Origin of the sequence: Leptolyngbya sp. FACHB-541 (genome assembly GCF_014695875.1) — a bacterium.
GTDB lineage: Bacteria > Cyanobacteriota > Cyanobacteriia > Elainellales > Elainellaceae > JAAUTN01.
Map to the genome: position 1 here is coordinate 50,126 of NZ_JACJPC010000036.1, position 17,482 is coordinate 67,607.

Sequence of the window (17,482 nt, forward strand, 5' to 3'; positions counted from 1 at the left end):
GCAGACGAACAGACAAATACCGAGTCGGACAGTATCTTATTACCGATACTAAATTTGAAAAAGTTGCTTAGGCTCGTTAGTGCTTACTTCTGCTCGTTTCGGTTGAGGTCTGTAGGAATAGAGAGTAGTTCAGTTGTTCTTTCTTCTCCAGATTTGTCTAAGTCAGCAGATGTGAGTGTAGGGTTAGCTTTGTAGAAAGCATTTTTTCTGCTGCGAGTTTTATTACATCTTGTCTTAAATAAGTTCTAGCTGAAAGTTCGTTAATGCATCAGGTGGGAGATTTGTGAGTCAACTTGAGTTAGTAGAGCCGTCATAGAAAACTGATGCGAAGGTTATGCACGTGTATCGTGCAGTTTCTAAGATCCAGTGCAGATGAAAACTTCTACCCGGATTAAAGAGCTTTTCATCGGCTATATTGCTGCGTGTCGCTCTAAGCAAGTTAACTCCACAATCAAGCGAGTTATTAGCGTTTGCTAATTTACGCTTTGGTTCCACCTAGCCTTTCAACCATGTAGCTTGAAAAGGGTAGAGCAACTAATGACATTGCCTGTCAGGGACGATTTCAGTGTTCATGAACCAACCTCTCAAAATGTGCCGTTGCTTAATGGGTTGCGGTTATTGATTGTAGACGACGATCCAGATACCCGATGCCTGTTTGCCCTTGTCTTAGAAGAAGATGGAGCAGAGGTAATTGTGGCAGCTTCGGCAGATGAGGCGATGGATGCCGTTGAGCAGCATCAGCCGGATGTAGTGGTTAGCGATATTTTAATGCCTTGTGCTACGGGCTATGATCTGCTTCGTCAGGTTAAAGATCTAGACGCACGTCGAGGCAAGCAAACTTTAGCGATCGCCGTCACAGCACTCGCAGGGCATGAAGAACGTGCCCGTGCCCTAGAAGCAGGGTTTAGCGGTTATTTGCCAAAGCCTGTGAATATCGACAACCTGTCAGCCGCTGTTGCAATTTTGGCGGGACGGGCGATCGCTGTTTAACCCCAGACTTACTCAGCAAAGTATCTAAGCAGCCAACCTACAACAATTCCCAGCCCACCAAATCGGACTGCCTGCCAAAATACCTCCTTTAGCCCGTTCCAGGAAAAGAGTTGGCTTTCTAGCGCAACTTCTAATTCCTCTAGCTGTTGTTGGATTTGCTGAAGCTCAGCTTTTAGCTCTCGTGAACGGATTTGCTTGAGTTCTCGCTGTGTTTGGCTGAGCCGTTGCTGAAGCTGAAGCTGCCGCTGTTGGTCGGCTTTAACCTGAGCATAGCGAGCTTTTAGAGCTTGTAGCGATCGCTCCACCTCAGCTAATGTTTGCTCAAATTCCCGATCGTCAGTCTCATCGGGAGATGGTGAAGGAGAATCTTGGGACGGCTTCATGCTGGCGTAGTAGAGTAGGGACAGTTAGCTCATGAATAGTATGCCTGACTCACCGCTTCATTCGATTCAGTTTTCTCCCCTATCCACTGCCAAAACGGGCAACGTGTCGGAGTTGAGTACGTTAGAACTGGCGCAAGCACTAGCAGAACGGCTGGCGATCGCCCCCAATGACTGGCATCGGCTCAAGTCAAACCGCAAGGCGAGAGCCGCAGAACAGACGGCGATCGCTCTGGTATACTTGCTCAGCGACCAGTCCGAAGAATCCTTGCTCAGACTACAGCAAGCTGCCGGATGGCTCGATCGCAGTATCTCAGCACCTCCCTGCCCGACGCATGGGAAATAGAGCTTAGCCCCTCCCCCGGGGCAACGTTCTTGTCTCTACCGTTTGCCACATTACTTTAGTTTGAATCAGCGGCGGTTGAGGTTTATAGCTGCGATAAACAGTTACTACGCTGATGGTGGACACCAAGGCGATCGCAGGAGCTACAACGGGCACCCAGCCACCAATGACAAAGATAAACAGTGCCGTTCCGGTGAGCACGATCAGCATCCCGACGCTGCTTACGCCTAAACTCACGGGATGGCGAACCATCCAGGCAACACAGCCACCCGCGATCGCCCAACCTGCTACCCAGATCATCTCCAGCCAATCCGGCCAGTACCAAAAAGGCTGTTGCCCGTCCATCGCAGCACTAAGAATTTGACTGACCATTTGAGCATGGACGATGACTCCTGGCATTCGATAGTCAGTCTGCCGGACGGCACTGTAGGGCGTATTAAACAAATCTTTGCCGCTAGGAGCAGTTGTGCCGATTAACACAATTTTGTCGCGAACCCAGTCCGGCTCAATTTTGCCGTTCATCACATCAGTGAAAGAAACTTGTCTAGCTACATTTGTCGCAGCACGGTAGTTCAGCATCACCTGATAGCCACCCCAGTCTGCTTTCTGATAGCCACCTGCCGTCGGTTCTAGGGGCAGAAATACCGTATCGCCCAACTGCATATTGTCAGAGTTAGCTTCACTTGGACGAGGCTCGACATTTTCTGCTGCTAAGTACTTAAAAGCTAATCGCAGTCCAAAAGAGTAATATACTCCTTGCTCGTTGCTGCCGATCAGCAGATGCCGACGGATGACATCATCGTTGTCGATCGCAAAATCATTAAATCCAACTCGCTCTTCAGGCACACCCGGCGGAGGCGGAATGTAATCTGCTTCAGAGGTGCCCAGTTTTGTAATGGCGACAATATCGTCAGACTGCTGAAGTACTTGCAATAGCTCTTGATGTCCGGGTTCTTGGGGTAGCTCCCGATATAGATCAAGCCCTATCACACGAGGTTGGTAACCCTGCAAGGTTTGCAACACCTGAGTTACAGAGGCATCGGAAGGGGTAGGCCGCCCTAGCGCTTGAAGATCAGCTTCAGTAATGGCAACGACCAGCAGCCGAGGGTCTGGTGGGGCATCTTTGCGAAGCCGCGTCATCTGGTCAAAAGCCGCAATTTCTGGATTCTGGAGCCAACCCATTTCTCGGGCACCCAGAACCATACTGGTGATAGCGAGGGTAGCGATCGCCACCACTTTTAACCCCAACTTAACTCGCTGTGTCAAAGTTTCTGCTGGTGCCAGCATCGTTTGCTCACGCATCATCGCTTCTGGCATGAGCATTGATGGCAGTAAGGCTTGTGGCGTGGAAGTCAGGTCTGTAGGCAACTCAGATAGCCGATCTAGCGCCCACAGCACCTCACTCGCAGACTGGTAGCGCTTGCTAAAGTGGTGTCGCACCATTTGACTGAGAATAAACGCTAAGCCGGGGCTAATGCTGGCGTAATCTTCCCAAATCAGTTCAGAAGTTTCTGGGTCTTCGGGCAGTTGGGAGGGCTGCAAGCCCGTTACTGCCTGAATTGCGGTGACACCCAATGCGTAAATGTCGCTGCTAAAACGAGGTTTACCTAAAAGCTGTTCGCCCGGTGTGTAACCTTGAGTACCAATGCCGACCGTGAAACCTGTCTGTCCTGACTCGCCCTGAATTTGAGTGCGAATCTCCTTGACGGCTCCAAAATCGATCAAGACAATTTTGCCATCTTGTCGTCGTCGAATCAGGTTGCCAGGTTTGATGTCGCGATGGATGACCTGATTTTTGTGGATAAACTCCAGCACGCCCAGCACATCTTTGAGTAAAGCAACGACTTCTGCTTCATTCAAACGGCTAGCACGAGAAATTTCTTCGCTCAGCGGATGTCCGTCGATGAATTCTTGAACCAGGTAAAATTCTCGATTTTCCTCAAAAAAGCCCAATAGCTCAGGAATCTGGTCGTGTTGTCCCAGTTTGCCAAGGGCCCCAACTTCGGTGTCAAACAGGCGACGAGCTACTTCAAGAAATTTGCTGTCTCGACTAGCAGGCTTAAAATGCTTAATGACGCAGCGCAAACCACCGGGATGCTGAATGTCCTCTGCGAGATAAGTTTGACCAAATCCGCCAGCTCCCAATGCGGTGATGAGTTTGTATCGCCCACCCAGTAACGTCCCTAGCATGGTAGCTCAACGTGCATGTTTAATGATTCTTACACAGAATCTTAGATCGGCATCAAGACCCTAAACTTTTAGGTTAATCTTCCTATGGCTAAAAATACAAGGATCACGGCAACAACGAAATTGTTAGGGGTAATTGGCTACCCGATCGCTCACTCGCTATCCCCCGTCATGCACAATGCCGCGATCGCCCATTTGGAAGCTGACTATGCTTATTTACCCTTTCCGGTGCCGCCCGAATATCTAGAGCAGGCGATCGCAGGCTTTGCTGCAACTGGGGTACAGGGCTTTAACGTCACTATTCCCCACAAGCAGGCAGTTATACCATTTCTGTCAGAAATTTCTGAGATTGCTCAAGCAGTCGGAGCTGTTAATACGGTCTACCGCACTGAGCGAGGCTGGGGCGGCACTAACACCGACGTAACCGGATTTCTAGCTCCCCTCTACATCCACCAGCGGCACTGGAACCAAAATATTGCCGTTGTTTTGGGAAATGGTGGAGCCGCCAGAGCCGTTGTTGCAGGTTGTGCCCAACTTGGCTGTACCCAGGTGCAGGTGGTGGGACGCGATCGCCAAAAGCTCGAGGCCTTTCATCGTGATTGGGCGAATTCTCCCCTTTCTCCTACGCTTTCTGTTCATCTCTGGGAGGAACTGCCCCAACTGCTGCCCCAGGCAGATCTGCTGATCAACACAACGCCGATTGGAATGCACCCACACAACGATGCCTCTCCGTTAACGCTAGATGAGATGAAGCTGCTAAAAGTAGAGACGATCGCCTATGACCTGATTTATACACCACGCCCTACAACCTTCTTGCAGCTCGCTGAGAAACAAGGAGCGATCGCCATTGATGGTTTGGAAATGCTCATACAGCAAGGGGCTGCTGCTCTCCAGCTTTGGCTCGGTCAACCTGTTCCTGTGGAGGTGATGCGGCGAGCGTTGAAAGAAGTTTTGAGTTTTGAGGTCTGAGTTTATCCTCGTCTTTCCTATTTCAGCCAGCGCCAGTTATATCGATTCCATTCGTAAACACCCTGGATTTCGTATTCCATGCCGTTGTCAAAGCGAATCATGCAGTTTGTGTAGGTGCTATAGCTTGCAGGCATGATGCCGTTGCTATCGGAAGCTTGGCTGACGTGAATCACTGTGCAGCCAAACCACTCTCGGCTACAAGGTCCCTCTTCCTGCACCCATTCCCAGAGATTGTTAGACACTTCGATGCGATCGCCCAGTTTCAGCGATACAGCGGTTTCTGCATACTCCGCGACGTGGAAAGGCTGCACTTGCTCTAACCATTGCGGTCCATACAAATCGCGGATAAATTGAATTGCCCCTGACTCACGCCCCTCCAGCCAGTCGTTTAGCAGTTGCACCTTCCAAGGAATTCCCTCTTGCTCTTGCATCTGGATGAATTGCAACAAAGCTGTTCGCTGCTCAGGCGTTAGCTCATTTAGCGGATTCTCGGGCTCAATTGGGGGGGAGTCTATTTCGCTACTACCGTTCTGTGAAGCTGTCCCTGCTGACTGACTTTGGCTCAGGGCGATCGCTGCCGCCAAAAGAATTTGCTTTTGTTCAGCCTCAAGTGGGTATCCGGCAGCCTCACACTCGCCAAAAGCTGCTTTTAAGACGGCTTCAATTTCGGCTTTGGTCATAGCAAATACTAGACGCAAATATTGAGCAGATGCAAATGTTAGGCACAGTGCCTACAACTTTTTCTTGGTCTGACTTCAATGTAAAAAAACAAACATCCAGCGTTCATCTCGAATTAGGATGATTAACTCTAACTTAACGAATTTATAAACTGCAAAGTCTTCCGGTTATGCTCCTCTTTAGGATGACTTATTGCTGCCCTTCCAGCGTTTCTCAAATCAATTCACGCTAAGCTGAGAAATGTTAGATCACTTCATATATTTGAATTTTAAGGTTGAGTCTATGCAGTCCCGAGTACTAATTGTTGCTATTGTGTCTTGCTGTATTTGGCTGCTGAGCTGGGTTTCAACTCCTGCTGCGTGGGCACTTACTCAGATTAAACTGTCTGATTTGTCTTATTATGAATGCCCCGCCGATATCGCAGAAGGAACCGTCACGCCAGGAGGCGCAAGTCGAGCAGCAAATTGCTTTATCATCACTGGTAAGGCTCAGAACGACTCAGGTAAGCCCGTTCTCAATGCCGATATTTTCGGGCGTATCTATGATGCCAACAACAACCCTGTAATGCAGAACCGCACGCGGCTTGGCTCCATTGAGGAGGTCCCTCCAGGAACGAGTGACTTTGAACTGCGTGTCACCGTTGCGGCCAATCAGCCCACACCGCTGAAGCTAGAGCAGTTCAAAGCATCTGGCTTTGTTGGCAAGGTTCGACGATAGTTTTTAGTATCTAATCTTCAACCGGAAGGGAGTAATAAATAGCAAACAGGGGTTTGGCACTGCCAAACCCCTGTTTGCGTTTGCTGTGATTTGTTTGCTATGAAGAGTTGACTAGTACATTGCCAGTTGCCCGCCACCTGCCAATCCTGTGACTGCTTGAGCAACAAAACTAAGCAGAAAAATGGCAAGCATTGGGGACAAATCGATGCCACCCAGCGGGGGAATAAAAGAGCGAAAGACGTTGAGATAAGGGTCAGTCAACTGACTGAGAATAGAGAATGGAGGATTCATCCAGTTGACGGTAGGAAACCAGCTCAACAGGATGCGAATGAACAGTAGCGCGATATAGATTCTCAAGAAGATACTTATCGGCTCGGCAATTAGAGTAATTGGGTCAGTCATGGATAATGCGCTTTCCTAAGCTATAGGAACTTGTTGGCTAAAGGTATGAATAACCTAGATATGAATTTAGTCTAACGGATACCTGTAGCCTCAGGATGAATCAATCAGTACAACTCTGGAGTTCAAGTAGCTTGGCATGAAGGGTTAGGGCGGGGGTTAGGGGCGAGGGGAGAAAAGGATTTCACCTCATCCTTTATTCCTTCTTGTTGCTCCTAATCTCTGGCGATCGCCCGCTCTCCCCCTTCATGCTTAGGCATACCGTTGGTGCTACTGAGTTGCTGACGCACATCATCAATTGCCTCATTCAGTTCAGCAATTTTGCCCTCTAATCCACGGCGAGCCGCTTCAATGCTCTGCTCAGTGGGAGGGCTAAATGGCCGCCTGCGGACTGCTTTATCTTTAAGCTTAGGAAAATCCTCAGATGAGGTTTCGTCCTGGGTGAGCCTAGAGCTAACCACTGCGCCTAAGACGCCACCTACTACACCGCCGACAACAGTTCCTAGTAAAAATCCGCCAAGAAAACTATCACGCTGACTCATAATTAACCACTGAAAGAAACTCGGAGTGATTCCTGATGACTCCCTCACAGCTTACTCGCTAGAAGAGGAGGTTGCCCACCAAAAAGTTGCCTACAATGCTGACGTTTAGGCTCAGAAGAAAATTCTATCTTTACCTATGTTGATCTAGGTTTGAGCATGAATATTTAGGTGCCAAAGGTGCGATCGCCTGCATCTCCCAACCCTGGAACAATGTAGCCCTTGTCGTTTAGCCCTTCGTCAATTGTGGCTGCATAAATATTCAACCCTGGATAAGCAGCACCGAGTTTTTGTAAAGCTGTAGGTGCTGTGACCACCGAAATAATACGCACTAGTTCTGGGTCGGCTCCCCGTTTTACCAACTCAGCCATTGCTGCCAGACTGCTTCCGCCCGTTGCCAGCATCGGCTCGCTAATCAGAATTCGGGTCTGGGGCGCAAATTGCTCTGGAAGCTTGTTCAAATAGCAGGTTGCTTCTAGTGTTTCCTCATTCCGCACCAGACCCAGGTGATAAACCGAAGCCAGCGGCAACAACCCCTGTGCCCCCTCTAAAAGAGCTAAACCAGCACGTAGAATAGGCACCACCGCAACTGGAATTTCTGGATTAATGAACGTTGCTGGGCAGGATGCAAGCGGAGTTTGCACCGTTGTTTCCATCACGGGCAACCAGTCTCGAATTGCTTCGTAGGTCAACCAGCGTCCCAGTTCAGTCATAGCGCTGCGAAAGAGGACAGAAGGAGTCGATTCATCACGAGCAACAGCTAGCCAGTGTCTAATCAGCGGGTGAGGTGGAACATGAACGCGCAGTTGGGGAGCCATTGCCAGAAAAAATGACGGTAGTTATGCAGAAATTTGCCCTAATCATACTCTGTTCTTGTGAGGCAATATTCGGCATTGCTCAAACTCGCTAGCTTTTACAAAGCTCATCTATCCAGTCAGCAAAGCCAGCATAACCCTCAGGAAAAGCAAGCTTATTGAAACTCTTTTGCATTAGTATTGACATCTATTTTCAATAAGCCTACTATTGTTTTCAGTGTTCTCCTCTCAAAGGATCGGCAGGTGGGGTTGGTCAGCAGACTAATCCCCCTTTTTTTGTCTATACCTTGTCTCAGAGCTTTGTTCTAGAATCTGACGCTAAAATCCAGATAAGTTCAGCAATCCAGAGTGGGATACACTGAGGAATAGGATTTCTCAGCTAAACGCCTTACTCCAACTGCCTTTATGCCTGCTACTTCTGAACCTTTTGAGCAATCTACTGCTGCACATCCATCCACGTCTCAAGATTCTCACGCCCCGACAACTGCAAGAGTGGATGCAAAGGCTAATTCGGCAGACGGTTTTGATGTGATCGTGATTGGCTCTGGAATTGGTGGACTAGTCACTGCAACCCAGCTAGCGGCTAAGGGTGCAAAGGTGTTAGTGCTAGAACGCTACTTAATTCCCGGCGGTAGTGCGGGCTATTTTGAGCGCTCGGGCTATCGTTTTGATGTTGGTGCATCAATGATTTTTGGTTTTGGCAAACAGGGAACCACAAACCTCTTGACTCGCGCACTAGAGGCAGTGGGGGTCAATTTAGAAACAATTCCCGATCCGGTACAGATTCAGTACCATTTGCCGGATCAGCTAGAGCTAAAAGTTCACCGAGACTATGAGAAATTTTTGCAAGAATTAACTGCTCGGTTTCCCCATGAGCAGCAGGGCATTCGTCAATTTTACGATGAATGCTGGAAGGTATTTAACTGCCTGAACGCAATGGATCTGCTGTCGCTTGAAGAGCCTCGCTACCTGACGCGGGTGTTTTTCCAACATCCGTTTGCTTGTCTGGGCTTAGTGAAGTATTTACCCCAAAATGTGGGTGATCTTGCTCGCCGCTATATTCAAGATCCGGAGTTGCTCAAGTTTATTGACATGGAGTGCTACTGTTGGTCGGTGGTTCCGGCAGACCTAACTCCCATGATCAATGCGGGAATGGTGTTTTCCGATCGCCACTATGGCGGCATCAATTATCCCAAAGGCGGAGTCGGTCAGATTGCTCAAAAGTTGGTCGAAGGACTGGAAAAAGCGGGCAGTCAGATTCAGTACAAAGCCAGAGTGATAGAAATCATTCGTGAAAAAGGGCGGGCGATCGCCGTTCGCTTAGCATCTGGACAGGTCTATCGGGCAAAACGAATTGTTTCCAATGCCACTCGTTGGGATACCTTTGAAAAACTGTTGCCCAAGTCAGATATGCCCCGTGCCGAGCAAAAATGGCAGCAGCGCTATCAAAAATCCCCCAGCTTCTTCAGTTTGCATTTAGGTGTAAAGGCAGATGTGCTGCCTCCTGGTACAGAGTGCCACCACATTTTGCTAGAAGATTGGAGCCGCATGGAAGATGCAGAAGGAACCATTTTTCTGTCTGTCCCAACCCTGCTTGATCCGGATTTAGCCCCATCTGGGCATCACATTCTGCATACCTTTACGCCAAGCTGGATTGAAGACTGGCAGGGCTTGTCTCCCAGCGAATATCAGCAAAAAAAAGACAAGGTGGCAGACCAGATTGTCAGTCGCTTAGAAAAACTGTTTCCTGGATTGTCTGCTGCGCTGGATTATCAAGAAGCGGGCACTCCGCGCACTCATCGACGCTTTTTAGGACGAGATGATGGCACCTATGGACCTATTCCTACCCGTAAGTTGTTGGGATTGTTAGGTATGCCGTTTAACCGTACTGCCGTCCCCGGACTGTATTGCGTGGGTGACAGCACTTTCCCAGGGCAAGGCTTAAACGCGGTTGCTTTTTCTGGTTTTGCCTGTGCCCACCGGATCGCTGTTGACTTGGGTTTATAGTGCTATCCACTTCGGTTAGGACCAGAAAGAGAGGTAGGGCGAAACTTGGCTCTTAGAGAAATAAACCTCCTCTAGCTAATCGCTAGAGGAGGTCGTTTATGTTATACACGCGTCCTTTTGCAGTGTGATCTAGAACTGGCTCAGAATTTCCAAAGCAACTAAAACACAGCGCGGACACACCTACTAGATTATTTAGCCAGTAGTTGTATGACTTCTATCAGGAGGTCGAAAATTCAACTGCTCTATTCGGAATCCAGATATTACTTTTGGCTCAGTATCACTTAACTGATTGTCATTTCGCTGGGTTGTCGGACCGCAACGGTATTCTCCAGACAGCCAATTCCTTCAATCTCAATACGGACGCGATCGCCAATTTGCAAGGGTCCGATGCCTTCTGGTGTTCCAGTTAGTACTACGTCTCCAGGCAGCAAAGTCATCACTTGGCTGATGTATGACACTAAAACATTAGGAGCAAATACCATTTCGCTGGTTAATGCAGACTGCACGGGGTCAGGATCTTCATTTAGAAAAGTTTGGAGCTGTGCGCCTACACTTAGCTCTCGCACAATCCACGGTCCTAGCGGACAGAAAGTATCAAAGCCTTTTGCTCTCGTCCATTGCCCATCTCGCTTCTGCAAGTCTCGTGCAGTCACATCATTGGCGATAGTGTAGCCCCAAATTTTGGACTGAGCCGCTTCAGCCGTGCAATCTACACAGCGATCGCCAATCACCAGCGCCAATTCTCCTTCATAGTCTACCCGTTGGGACTGAGGAGGATAGTGAATCAGGGATTCTGGTGCCGTGATAGCAGTAGATGGCTTAATAAATAACAGCGGCTCCTTAGGCACTTCTCCTCCCATTTCGGCAGCGTGCTTCATGTAGTTCTTGCCAACTGCGAGAATCTTTGATGGCGCACAGGGAGCTAAAAGTTGATAGTTCTCTGGCGCTATCTCCTGATCTGTTGGCTGTCCTCTCAGCCAGGGGGGAGCATCTAACACTTGCACCCGCCGATCGAGGTGCAATAAACCATAGTAAAGTTTCCCTGCTAAAGTCTGAATTCGGACGTAGCGTTGCGCCATAGTCAGTAAATTAATGAATATCTAAAATTTTTACGAGTCAATCAGTCGATCAATAAAGCAGATGTGGGTAGATTGGTAACAACTAGGATATGATCGTAATTCCTTGCTTCTGGTCGAAAAGCCTAATGGAACGAGGTAAATGTGACGAGGTGAGTAAGCTTACCTACTCCTCCATTTTCCCCAGCTGGGTCAATTTTGCAACCAGAAGCCACCAGTCCACAAGGAGATTATCGACATGAACTATATCTATGAAACCATGTATATCCTGCGTTCTGATCTGGGAGATGAGCTAACCGATCAGGCGATTGAAAAGTACCAAAGCCTGCTGCGGGAGCAGGGAGCGCAGGATGTTGAAACCCAGCACCGAGGCAGACGGCGTTTGGCTTACGAAATCCAAAAGCAGCGGGAAGGAGTCTATATTCAAATGAATTACAAAGCTCCTGGCGAAGCAGTTGCAATTTTGGAACGGGCAATGCGTTTGAGTGATGAGGTGATTCGCTATCTCACCACCAAGCATGAAGTGCCTGCTGCGGAAGTTGAAGAGGCGATCGCCACCGAAGTTTAATCACTTAACTTGCGCTTCTAGCTACTTTACAAGCCCACCCAAAGATATAGTCAGGTCATCTGAATCCTTCCTAGATCAAGAGTGATTAAGTTTCAAGCGCTAGGCTGGAGGAAGGATACCCTTCCTCCGTTTTAGTGTTCAGCGAATCAGGTGAGCCATGAAACTTTCTAAAAAGAACCTGGATGAACGGTCAAACCATCTCTATGACGTGATCATCGTAGGCGGTGGAGCGGGTGGGCTGTCCGCTGCAATTTATCTTCAGCGCTATCGGCTTTCTTGTCTTGTCATCGAAAAAGGGCGAGGACGTTCTTTCTGGATGCAGGAATTGCGAAATTATCTGGGCTTACCGCCAACTACACCTGGACGGGATCTTTTGCAGCAAGGGCAAGACCATCTGCTCTCATTGGGGGGCGACCACCTGCGAGGCTTCGTCGAAGATGTACAGGATGAAGGAGATACCTTTGCCGTCAAGGTCAAACTGGGTAAGCAAGACAGCATTTATCCTGTGTTTCGTTCCAAATATTTAATTGCGGCTAGCGGACTGATTGACCACCTCCCGCAGCTTGAAGACATGCAAAACGTGTACGACTATGCAGGCTACAACCTGCACGTTTGCATGATTTGCGATGGGTATGAAATTGCCGATCTCAAATGTGGCTTGTTTGTAAACACTGAAGCTGCCATCAACACTGCCTTCGTGCTGAATTGGTTTACCCCTTACATCACCGTGTTCACTCAGGGTTTGATAGAGGTGAATCCTGAAATGCGGCAAAAGCTCAAGGATTACGGCTATCCGCTGGTTGAAACGCCAATTCGCCGCTTCTTAGGACACGACCACGAGATGACCGGCGTAGAGCTAGCAGATAGCTCTACGGTCGAGTTACAAACTGGGCTAGTAGCGATGGGTTCTCACTTTTACAATGAGTACCTGAAAGGGCTGGAGCTTCAGTGGAAAGGCAACAATCTGGTAACAGATTCGATGTGCCGAACTTCACATTCTCGCATTTTTGCGGTTGGAGATTTAAAAGACGGTTTAAACCAGGTGTCAATTGCCGTCGCAGATGGTACATTAGCTGCAACAGCAATTTGGCGAGACATCCGCCGCGCTTCTCCCCCCCGCCGTTGGGAACAAAATTTGATTGAGCCTATCGGAGCCGTAACGTGACTTACTCCCACACTCCTAATCCCGATCTTCAAGCCGAAGCAGCTAGCCTGCGCGAAGAGTTGCAAATGCGCGATCAGCTTGTGCAACAACTTTCTCAAGAGCTGTTCCGTTTGGTTAAAGGCAATACGGGCTTTATGCCCAGTCCCGAAGTTTCTGAACGCCATCAAGCAGAAATGCGAGCGCTGCGAGAACAGCTTCAGGGCGTTGAGCAGCAGGTGACGTTTTATCAGGAGCAAATCTCGGATCGAGATAGCGAGATTTATCAACTGCGACAGTCTGTTCAGGAGCTAAACGATCGCTCTCGAATGCTCGAACAGGTAGTACAAGAGCTACCGAATATCTATCGGCAAAAGTTTGCTGAACGGATGATTCCAGTGAGAGAAAAGGTGGCTCGAATCCAGCGAGAAAATCGCCAGCTTCATGCCGAACTGCAAAGTGTTAGCTATCGCCTGGCGGTGAGAAGCCGTCGTTCTAGCCAGATTGATCTGCCTAGCTTTCCTCGGATTGGTGCTAGCACTAAGTCAATTCCCTCTTTTGGCAATGTCTAGTGGCGCGAGTTCTAATTCTGGTTGACGCCGCAGATCAACAGGAATGGGTTGAGACTTCTATAGAACTGGTTCAAGGGATAGCTGCGCTGAAGCAGGCGATCGCCACCTTCCCACCTGATCCCTCTAGCTCAGTTCGTGTTACGGTAGAAACTCTCTCAGCGGCGTCTTTACAGAATTTCCCTTTAGGTCAAGCTGATCGGATTTGTCCACTGATCTTAAACTTGCCTGATTTCGTCACATTTGCAGGACGAGAAATACATCGTGCTTGCCGAAACATTCCAGATATGCGACGGCATGTTGAGCAGTTGGGTTATTCAACAGGTGCAGGGCAGTTTTGGTTGCCTATCGTGTTGACGGCAAAGGGAACGCTCTATGCAGAAGCGATCGGTACTGAATCTGGAGGGGCTGAAGTAACTTCATCATCTGCCTTTTTTCAACCGCTGCATTTATCAGACCATTGGCGGCAGTCGCTTTATCGGCTGGGCCAGCGGCTGTTGCGATCGCTTTCTGCTCCACCTGCAACCTATCTCCTTCAGTTTGGCTTTCGAGGAGAAGCAATCTGCTTTGACCGCTTGTTGCCGTTTCCGGCGGCTCCAGCGATCGCCAGTTTAGGTGTTCAATCTCCTGATTTGTTTGCCTGCCACTGGCTTTGTTTGACCAATCAGCCCATCTTGGATTTAACGATTTCGTCCAACGCTGCTCATCGGGTTTACGAACCTGAATCTGAAGCAGCTAAACTAGCGTGAAATTCCTGTAATTCGGTTGATTGACACAATCCTCTGGCATAAGCCAAGATCATGAGAGAGGTTCATAAAACTTTGTGAAGGCTGTATTGCATGTCTTTTGAGCTGGTATCGCTGGAAACCGTAAAGGAAATCGCACATCAATACGGCTATTGGTCAGTTTTTCTCGGGATTATGCTAGAAAATGCTGGAATTCCGATCCCTGGGGAAACGATTACCCTGGTTGGTGGATTTTTGGCTGGCAGTGGCGAACTAAATTATTGGCTTGTGTTGGGAAGTGCGATCGCTGGCGCTGTAATTGGAGATAGCTGTGGCTATTGGCTAGGTTTTTATGGCGGTTGGTCGCTCATCACCCGTTTAGGACGTATCTTTCGGATCGAAGAGGCGCAACTCGAAGAAGTCCGCAATCAGTTCAGCCAGAACGCAGGCAAAGCTGTCTTTTTAGGGCGATTTATTGCAATCTTGAGAATTTTTGCTGGACCGCTAGCCGGTATTGCCCGAATGCCTTACTACCAGTTCTTTCTCTGCAACTTGGCTGGTGCAGCAACTTGGGCTTCTGTCACTGTCAGCCTCTCTTACTTTGCAGGTCGTTTGATTCCACTTGACCAGTTAGTAGGTTGGGCGGCTCAGTTTACGATTGTTGCGCTGTTGGTTCTGGTCGCGTGGATTGCAATTCCTCTGGTGCTAGAGTCCCGTAGAAATAAGCTAAGCGCCAGAGACTAAAGCGGTTAACTTTTTAGTCTTCCTCACAAAATCTCCAACTTGTTCTCCTATAACGAAAGTATCGGGACGTTGGAGGAAACGTTATGTTTCACAAGATTCTGGTTGCGCTAGACAAGTCTGACATGAGTGCATCGGTGCTTGAAAAGGCAGTGTCTCTGGCAAAACAGGCTAACGCTTGTCTGATGTTGCTCCACGTTTTGTCTAGCGATGAGGATGGCAGCCCGGTTTTCCCTGGTTTCTACGGTTTAGAGTATTACCCAGGAATTCATAGTGAGGCATTAGATGTCTACCAACATCAGTGGGAGGCTTATAAGCAAGAGGGGATTGACTTCCTGAAGCTACGAGCAGAGGAAGCGATCGCCCAAGGCATCCCGACAGAGTTCACTCAGAATGCTGGCAACCCTGGTGTCACGATCTGTACTCTGGCGAGAAATTGGGATGCTGACTTAATCGTACTGGGACGGCGAGGGCGATCGGGTTTAACTGAGTTGCTCATGGGTAGCGTCAGCAACTACGTTTTACATCATGCGCCTTGTTCTGTTTTGACGGTGCATCGCTCATCTTGCACGACTTCTGATTCTGTCCATTCTGAGGCGGTTCAGGTTGCGGGTCGGTAACGGATCAGTATTTGTTGAAGATGTGATGTGCAACTGTTTCAAAACGTATGTAAAAAGCGGGGTGTGTTACAAACGCACCCCGCTTTTCATTTAGCACTGAAGTAATGCTATCTCGTTAGATGCCAGAGTTTATCTAGGCGATCGCTGCTACTTTCACATCGCTGGTTGCTAATAGATCCTGAAGTTCTTCAGCATCTACAGTTTCCCGCTCGATCAGCATTTCTGCCAAGCTATCTAGCACGTGTCGGTTGTCAACTAGAACCGCTTTGGATCGGCGGTAAGCTTGATCGACCAGGTTCCGCACTTCGTCATCGACAGCGGCGGCTGTTTCTTCAGAGAAGTCACGCTCAGAGGCAATATCTCTTCCCAGGAACATGTTGCCTTGCTGACGACCTAGAGCAACGGGTCCGAGGCGATCGCTCATACCAAAGCGCATGACCATCTGACGGGCTACTCGTGCTACCTGCTGGAGGTCATTAGAAGCACCTGTCGTCACTTCTTCTTCACCGAAGATGATTTCTTCAGCGATCCGACCGCCTAGAGCCACTGCCATCTGGTTTTGCAGATAGGAGCGAGAATACAAGCCAGAGTCCATCCGGTCTTCGCTAGGCGTGAACCAAGTCAAACCACCAGCACGACCACGAGGAATAATGCTGATTTTCTGTACCGGATCGTAGTCAGGCATCAGTGCGCCGACTAGTGCGTGTCCGGCTTCGTGGTAAGCCACTAAAGACTTCCGCTTTTCGCTCATCACGCGATCCTTCTTCTCTGGACCAGCCAGAACGCGATCGATCGCGTCGTTGACCTCATCCATTGAGATCTCGGTCAGGTTGCGACGGGCCGCCAAGATTGCAGCCTCGTTTAACAGGTTTGCCAAGTCAGCTCCAGTAAAGCCAGGAGTCCGACGAGCAATCTTCTCTAAATCCACGTCCTTAGAAAGGGTTTTGCCACGAGCGTGAACGTTGAGAATTTCCAAACGTCCGGCATAGTCGGGGCGATCGACCACAACTTGGCGGTCAAAGCGTCCTGGACGCAGCAGAGCAGAATCCAATACGTCAGGGCGGTTTGTTGCAGCAATGATGATGATCCCAGTGTTGCCTTCAAAGCCATCCATCTCAGTTAGCAACTGGTTGAGGGTTTGTTCCCGCTCATCGTTACCGCCACCCAAACCAGCACCACGCTGACGACCGACTGCATCGATTTCATCAATGAATACGATACAGGGTGCGTTCGCTTTGGCTTGTTCAAATAGGTCACGTACGCGGGAAGCACCAACACCCACGAACATTTCTACGAACTCAGAACCAGAGATCGAGAAGAAAGGAACGCCTGCCTCTCCAGCCACAGCTTTTGCTAGAAGGGTTTTACCTGTTCCAGGAGGTCCGACTAGCAGTACACCTTTAGGAATTTTTGCGCCAACAGCGGTAAAGCGGTCAGCATTCTTCAAGAAGTCCACAACTTCACTGAGTTCTAGCTTTGCCTGCTCAATGCCAGCTACGTCACCGAAGGTAACCTGGGTCTGCGGCTCCATTTGAACTCTGGCTTTGGATTTACCAAAGTTCATTGCCTGACTGCCAGGGCCGTTTTGGGCACGTCGCAACACAAAGAACAATACAACTAGCAGCAAGAACGGAATCAGCAGCGTACTCAGTACTCTCACCCAAACGCGATCGTCTGTTTGGGGGGAGACTGAAATGTCTACATCGTTCTCGGTCAAAATGTTGAGCAACTCTGGATCGTTAGGCAAGTTCACCATGATCTTGCTACCGTCTTGAGCAGTCACTTGCGCCTTGGACCGATCAGAACTGATAATCACCTTCTCAACGCGGCCTGCCTGGACTTCGTTGATGAATTGGGGGCTGTAGCGCCACGTTTCTCTAGTTTGGGGCTGCCGGTCAAACAATGCTGTTGCCAGGAAAAGCACCACTACTACTAAAAGTGCGTACAGTCCCGCGTTTCTCCACCGCTTATTCACTGAGGCGTATCCTCCTACTAATTTGTGATTGTGATGCGAAAAC

At 49.1% G+C, this 17,482-nt stretch carries 19 protein-coding genes; 11 read left to right on the top strand and 8 right to left on the bottom strand.

Annotated features, from left to right (window positions below):
• Positions 1-537: 537 nt before the first annotated feature.
• Positions 538-990 (top strand): response regulator, encoded by a 453-nt coding sequence (locus H6G00_RS06100; RefSeq protein ID WP_190796049.1) that lies wholly within the window; start codon positions 538-540, stop codon positions 988-990.
• 8 nt (positions 991-998) lie between these two features.
• Here the strand turns inward: H6G00_RS06100 and H6G00_RS06105 are convergent, their stop codons facing one another.
• The gene (locus tag H6G00_RS06105) at positions 999-1,373 is read right to left on the bottom strand and encodes a DUF2203 domain-containing protein (RefSeq protein WP_190796050.1); all 375 of its coding nucleotides are present in this window, start codon (positions 1,371-1,373) and stop codon (positions 999-1,001) included.
• Positions 1,374-1,413: 40 nt separating this feature from the next.
• Between H6G00_RS06105 and H6G00_RS06110 the strand changes: the two genes are divergently transcribed.
• Positions 1,414-1,716, top strand: coding sequence for a DUF6439 family protein (locus tag H6G00_RS06110; protein ID WP_190796074.1), 303 nt, complete (start codon positions 1,414-1,416; stop codon positions 1,714-1,716).
• Between the two features lie 3 nt (positions 1,717-1,719).
• Here H6G00_RS06110 and H6G00_RS06115 read toward each other — a convergent pair whose 3' ends face one another.
• The gene (locus H6G00_RS06115; protein ID WP_190796051.1) at positions 1,720-3,903 is read right to left on the bottom strand and encodes a CHASE2 domain-containing protein; all 2,184 of its coding nucleotides are present in this window, start codon (positions 3,901-3,903) and stop codon (positions 1,720-1,722) included.
• An 84-nt stretch (positions 3,904-3,987) separates the two neighbouring features.
• Between H6G00_RS06115 and H6G00_RS06120 the strand changes: the two genes are divergently transcribed.
• Entirely contained in the window at positions 3,988-4,869 is an 882-nt protein-coding gene (locus tag H6G00_RS06120) for a shikimate dehydrogenase (protein WP_190796052.1), read from the top strand.
• 17 nt (positions 4,870-4,886) lie between these two features.
• Here H6G00_RS06120 and H6G00_RS06125 read toward each other — a convergent pair whose 3' ends face one another.
• Complete coding sequence (locus tag H6G00_RS06125; protein WP_190796053.1) at positions 4,887-5,549, bottom strand: hypothetical protein; 663 nt, start codon at positions 5,547-5,549, stop codon at positions 4,887-4,889.
• Positions 5,550-5,829: 280 nt separating this feature from the next.
• Between H6G00_RS06125 and H6G00_RS06130 the strand changes: the two genes are divergently transcribed.
• On the top strand, positions 5,830-6,264 hold the full coding sequence (locus H6G00_RS06130; protein ID WP_190796054.1) for a hypothetical protein: 435 nt from the start codon (positions 5,830-5,832) through the stop codon (positions 6,262-6,264).
• A 111-nt stretch (positions 6,265-6,375) separates the two neighbouring features.
• On the opposite strand, the gene H6G00_RS06135 is transcribed toward H6G00_RS06130, so the two are convergent.
• From H6G00_RS06135 to upp, 3 genes are all read right to left on the bottom strand, one after another.
• Positions 6,376-6,666, bottom strand: a complete 291-nt coding sequence (locus H6G00_RS06135) for a YggT family protein (protein WP_190796055.1) — start codon at positions 6,664-6,666, stop codon at positions 6,376-6,378.
• Between the two features lie 212 nt (positions 6,667-6,878).
• Entirely contained in the window at positions 6,879-7,205 is a 327-nt protein-coding gene (locus H6G00_RS06140) for a hypothetical protein (RefSeq protein WP_190796056.1), read from the bottom strand.
• Positions 7,206-7,369: 164 nt separating this feature from the next.
• Positions 7,370-8,020: a uracil phosphoribosyltransferase gene (upp, locus tag H6G00_RS06145; RefSeq protein ID WP_190796057.1), complete on the bottom strand. Its 651-nt coding sequence runs from the start codon at positions 8,018-8,020 to the stop codon at positions 7,370-7,372.
• 402 nt (positions 8,021-8,422) lie between these two features.
• Here upp and crtH point away from each other — a divergent pair, with 402 nt between their 5' ends.
• The gene (crtH, locus tag H6G00_RS06150) at positions 8,423-10,024 is read left to right on the top strand and encodes a carotenoid isomerase (protein ID WP_190796058.1); all 1,602 of its coding nucleotides are present in this window, start codon (positions 8,423-8,425) and stop codon (positions 10,022-10,024) included.
• 281 nt (positions 10,025-10,305) lie between these two features.
• Here the strand turns inward: crtH and H6G00_RS06155 are convergent, their stop codons facing one another.
• Positions 10,306-11,103: a fumarylacetoacetate hydrolase family protein gene (locus H6G00_RS06155; RefSeq protein WP_190796059.1), complete on the bottom strand. Its 798-nt coding sequence runs from the start codon at positions 11,101-11,103 to the stop codon at positions 10,306-10,308.
• 235 nt (positions 11,104-11,338) lie between these two features.
• Between H6G00_RS06155 and rpsF the strand changes: the two genes are divergently transcribed.
• The 6 genes from rpsF to H6G00_RS06185 all read left to right on the top strand — a co-directional run bounded on the left by rpsF (position 11,339) and on the right by H6G00_RS06185 (position 15,464).
• Positions 11,339-11,668, top strand: coding sequence for a 30S ribosomal protein S6 (rpsF, locus tag H6G00_RS06160; RefSeq protein WP_190796060.1), 330 nt, complete (start codon positions 11,339-11,341; stop codon positions 11,666-11,668).
• A 157-nt stretch (positions 11,669-11,825) separates the two neighbouring features.
• The gene (locus tag H6G00_RS06165; RefSeq protein WP_190796061.1) at positions 11,826-12,833 is read left to right on the top strand and encodes an NAD(P)/FAD-dependent oxidoreductase; all 1,008 of its coding nucleotides are present in this window, start codon (positions 11,826-11,828) and stop codon (positions 12,831-12,833) included.
• On the top strand, positions 12,830-13,381 hold the full coding sequence (locus H6G00_RS06170) for an Npun_F5560 family protein (RefSeq protein WP_190645225.1): 552 nt from the start codon (positions 12,830-12,832) through the stop codon (positions 13,379-13,381). Before H6G00_RS06165 ends, H6G00_RS06170 begins: the two co-directional genes overlap by 4 nt.
• Positions 13,381-14,127, top strand: coding sequence for a hypothetical protein (locus tag H6G00_RS06175; protein WP_190796062.1), 747 nt, complete (start codon positions 13,381-13,383; stop codon positions 14,125-14,127). Before H6G00_RS06170 ends, H6G00_RS06175 begins: the two co-directional genes overlap by 1 nt.
• A 90-nt stretch (positions 14,128-14,217) precedes the next feature.
• Complete coding sequence (locus H6G00_RS06180; protein WP_190645227.1) at positions 14,218-14,847, top strand: DedA family protein; 630 nt, start codon at positions 14,218-14,220, stop codon at positions 14,845-14,847.
• 83 nt (positions 14,848-14,930) lie between these two features.
• The gene (locus tag H6G00_RS06185) at positions 14,931-15,464 is read left to right on the top strand and encodes a universal stress protein (RefSeq protein WP_190796063.1); all 534 of its coding nucleotides are present in this window, start codon (positions 14,931-14,933) and stop codon (positions 15,462-15,464) included.
• 133 nt (positions 15,465-15,597) lie between these two features.
• Here H6G00_RS06185 and ftsH3 read toward each other — a convergent pair whose 3' ends face one another.
• Positions 15,598-17,439, bottom strand: a complete 1,842-nt coding sequence (gene ftsH3 / locus H6G00_RS06190; protein WP_190796064.1) for an ATP-dependent zinc metalloprotease FtsH3 — start codon at positions 17,437-17,439, stop codon at positions 15,598-15,600.
• Positions 17,440-17,482: the final 43 nt, after the last annotated feature.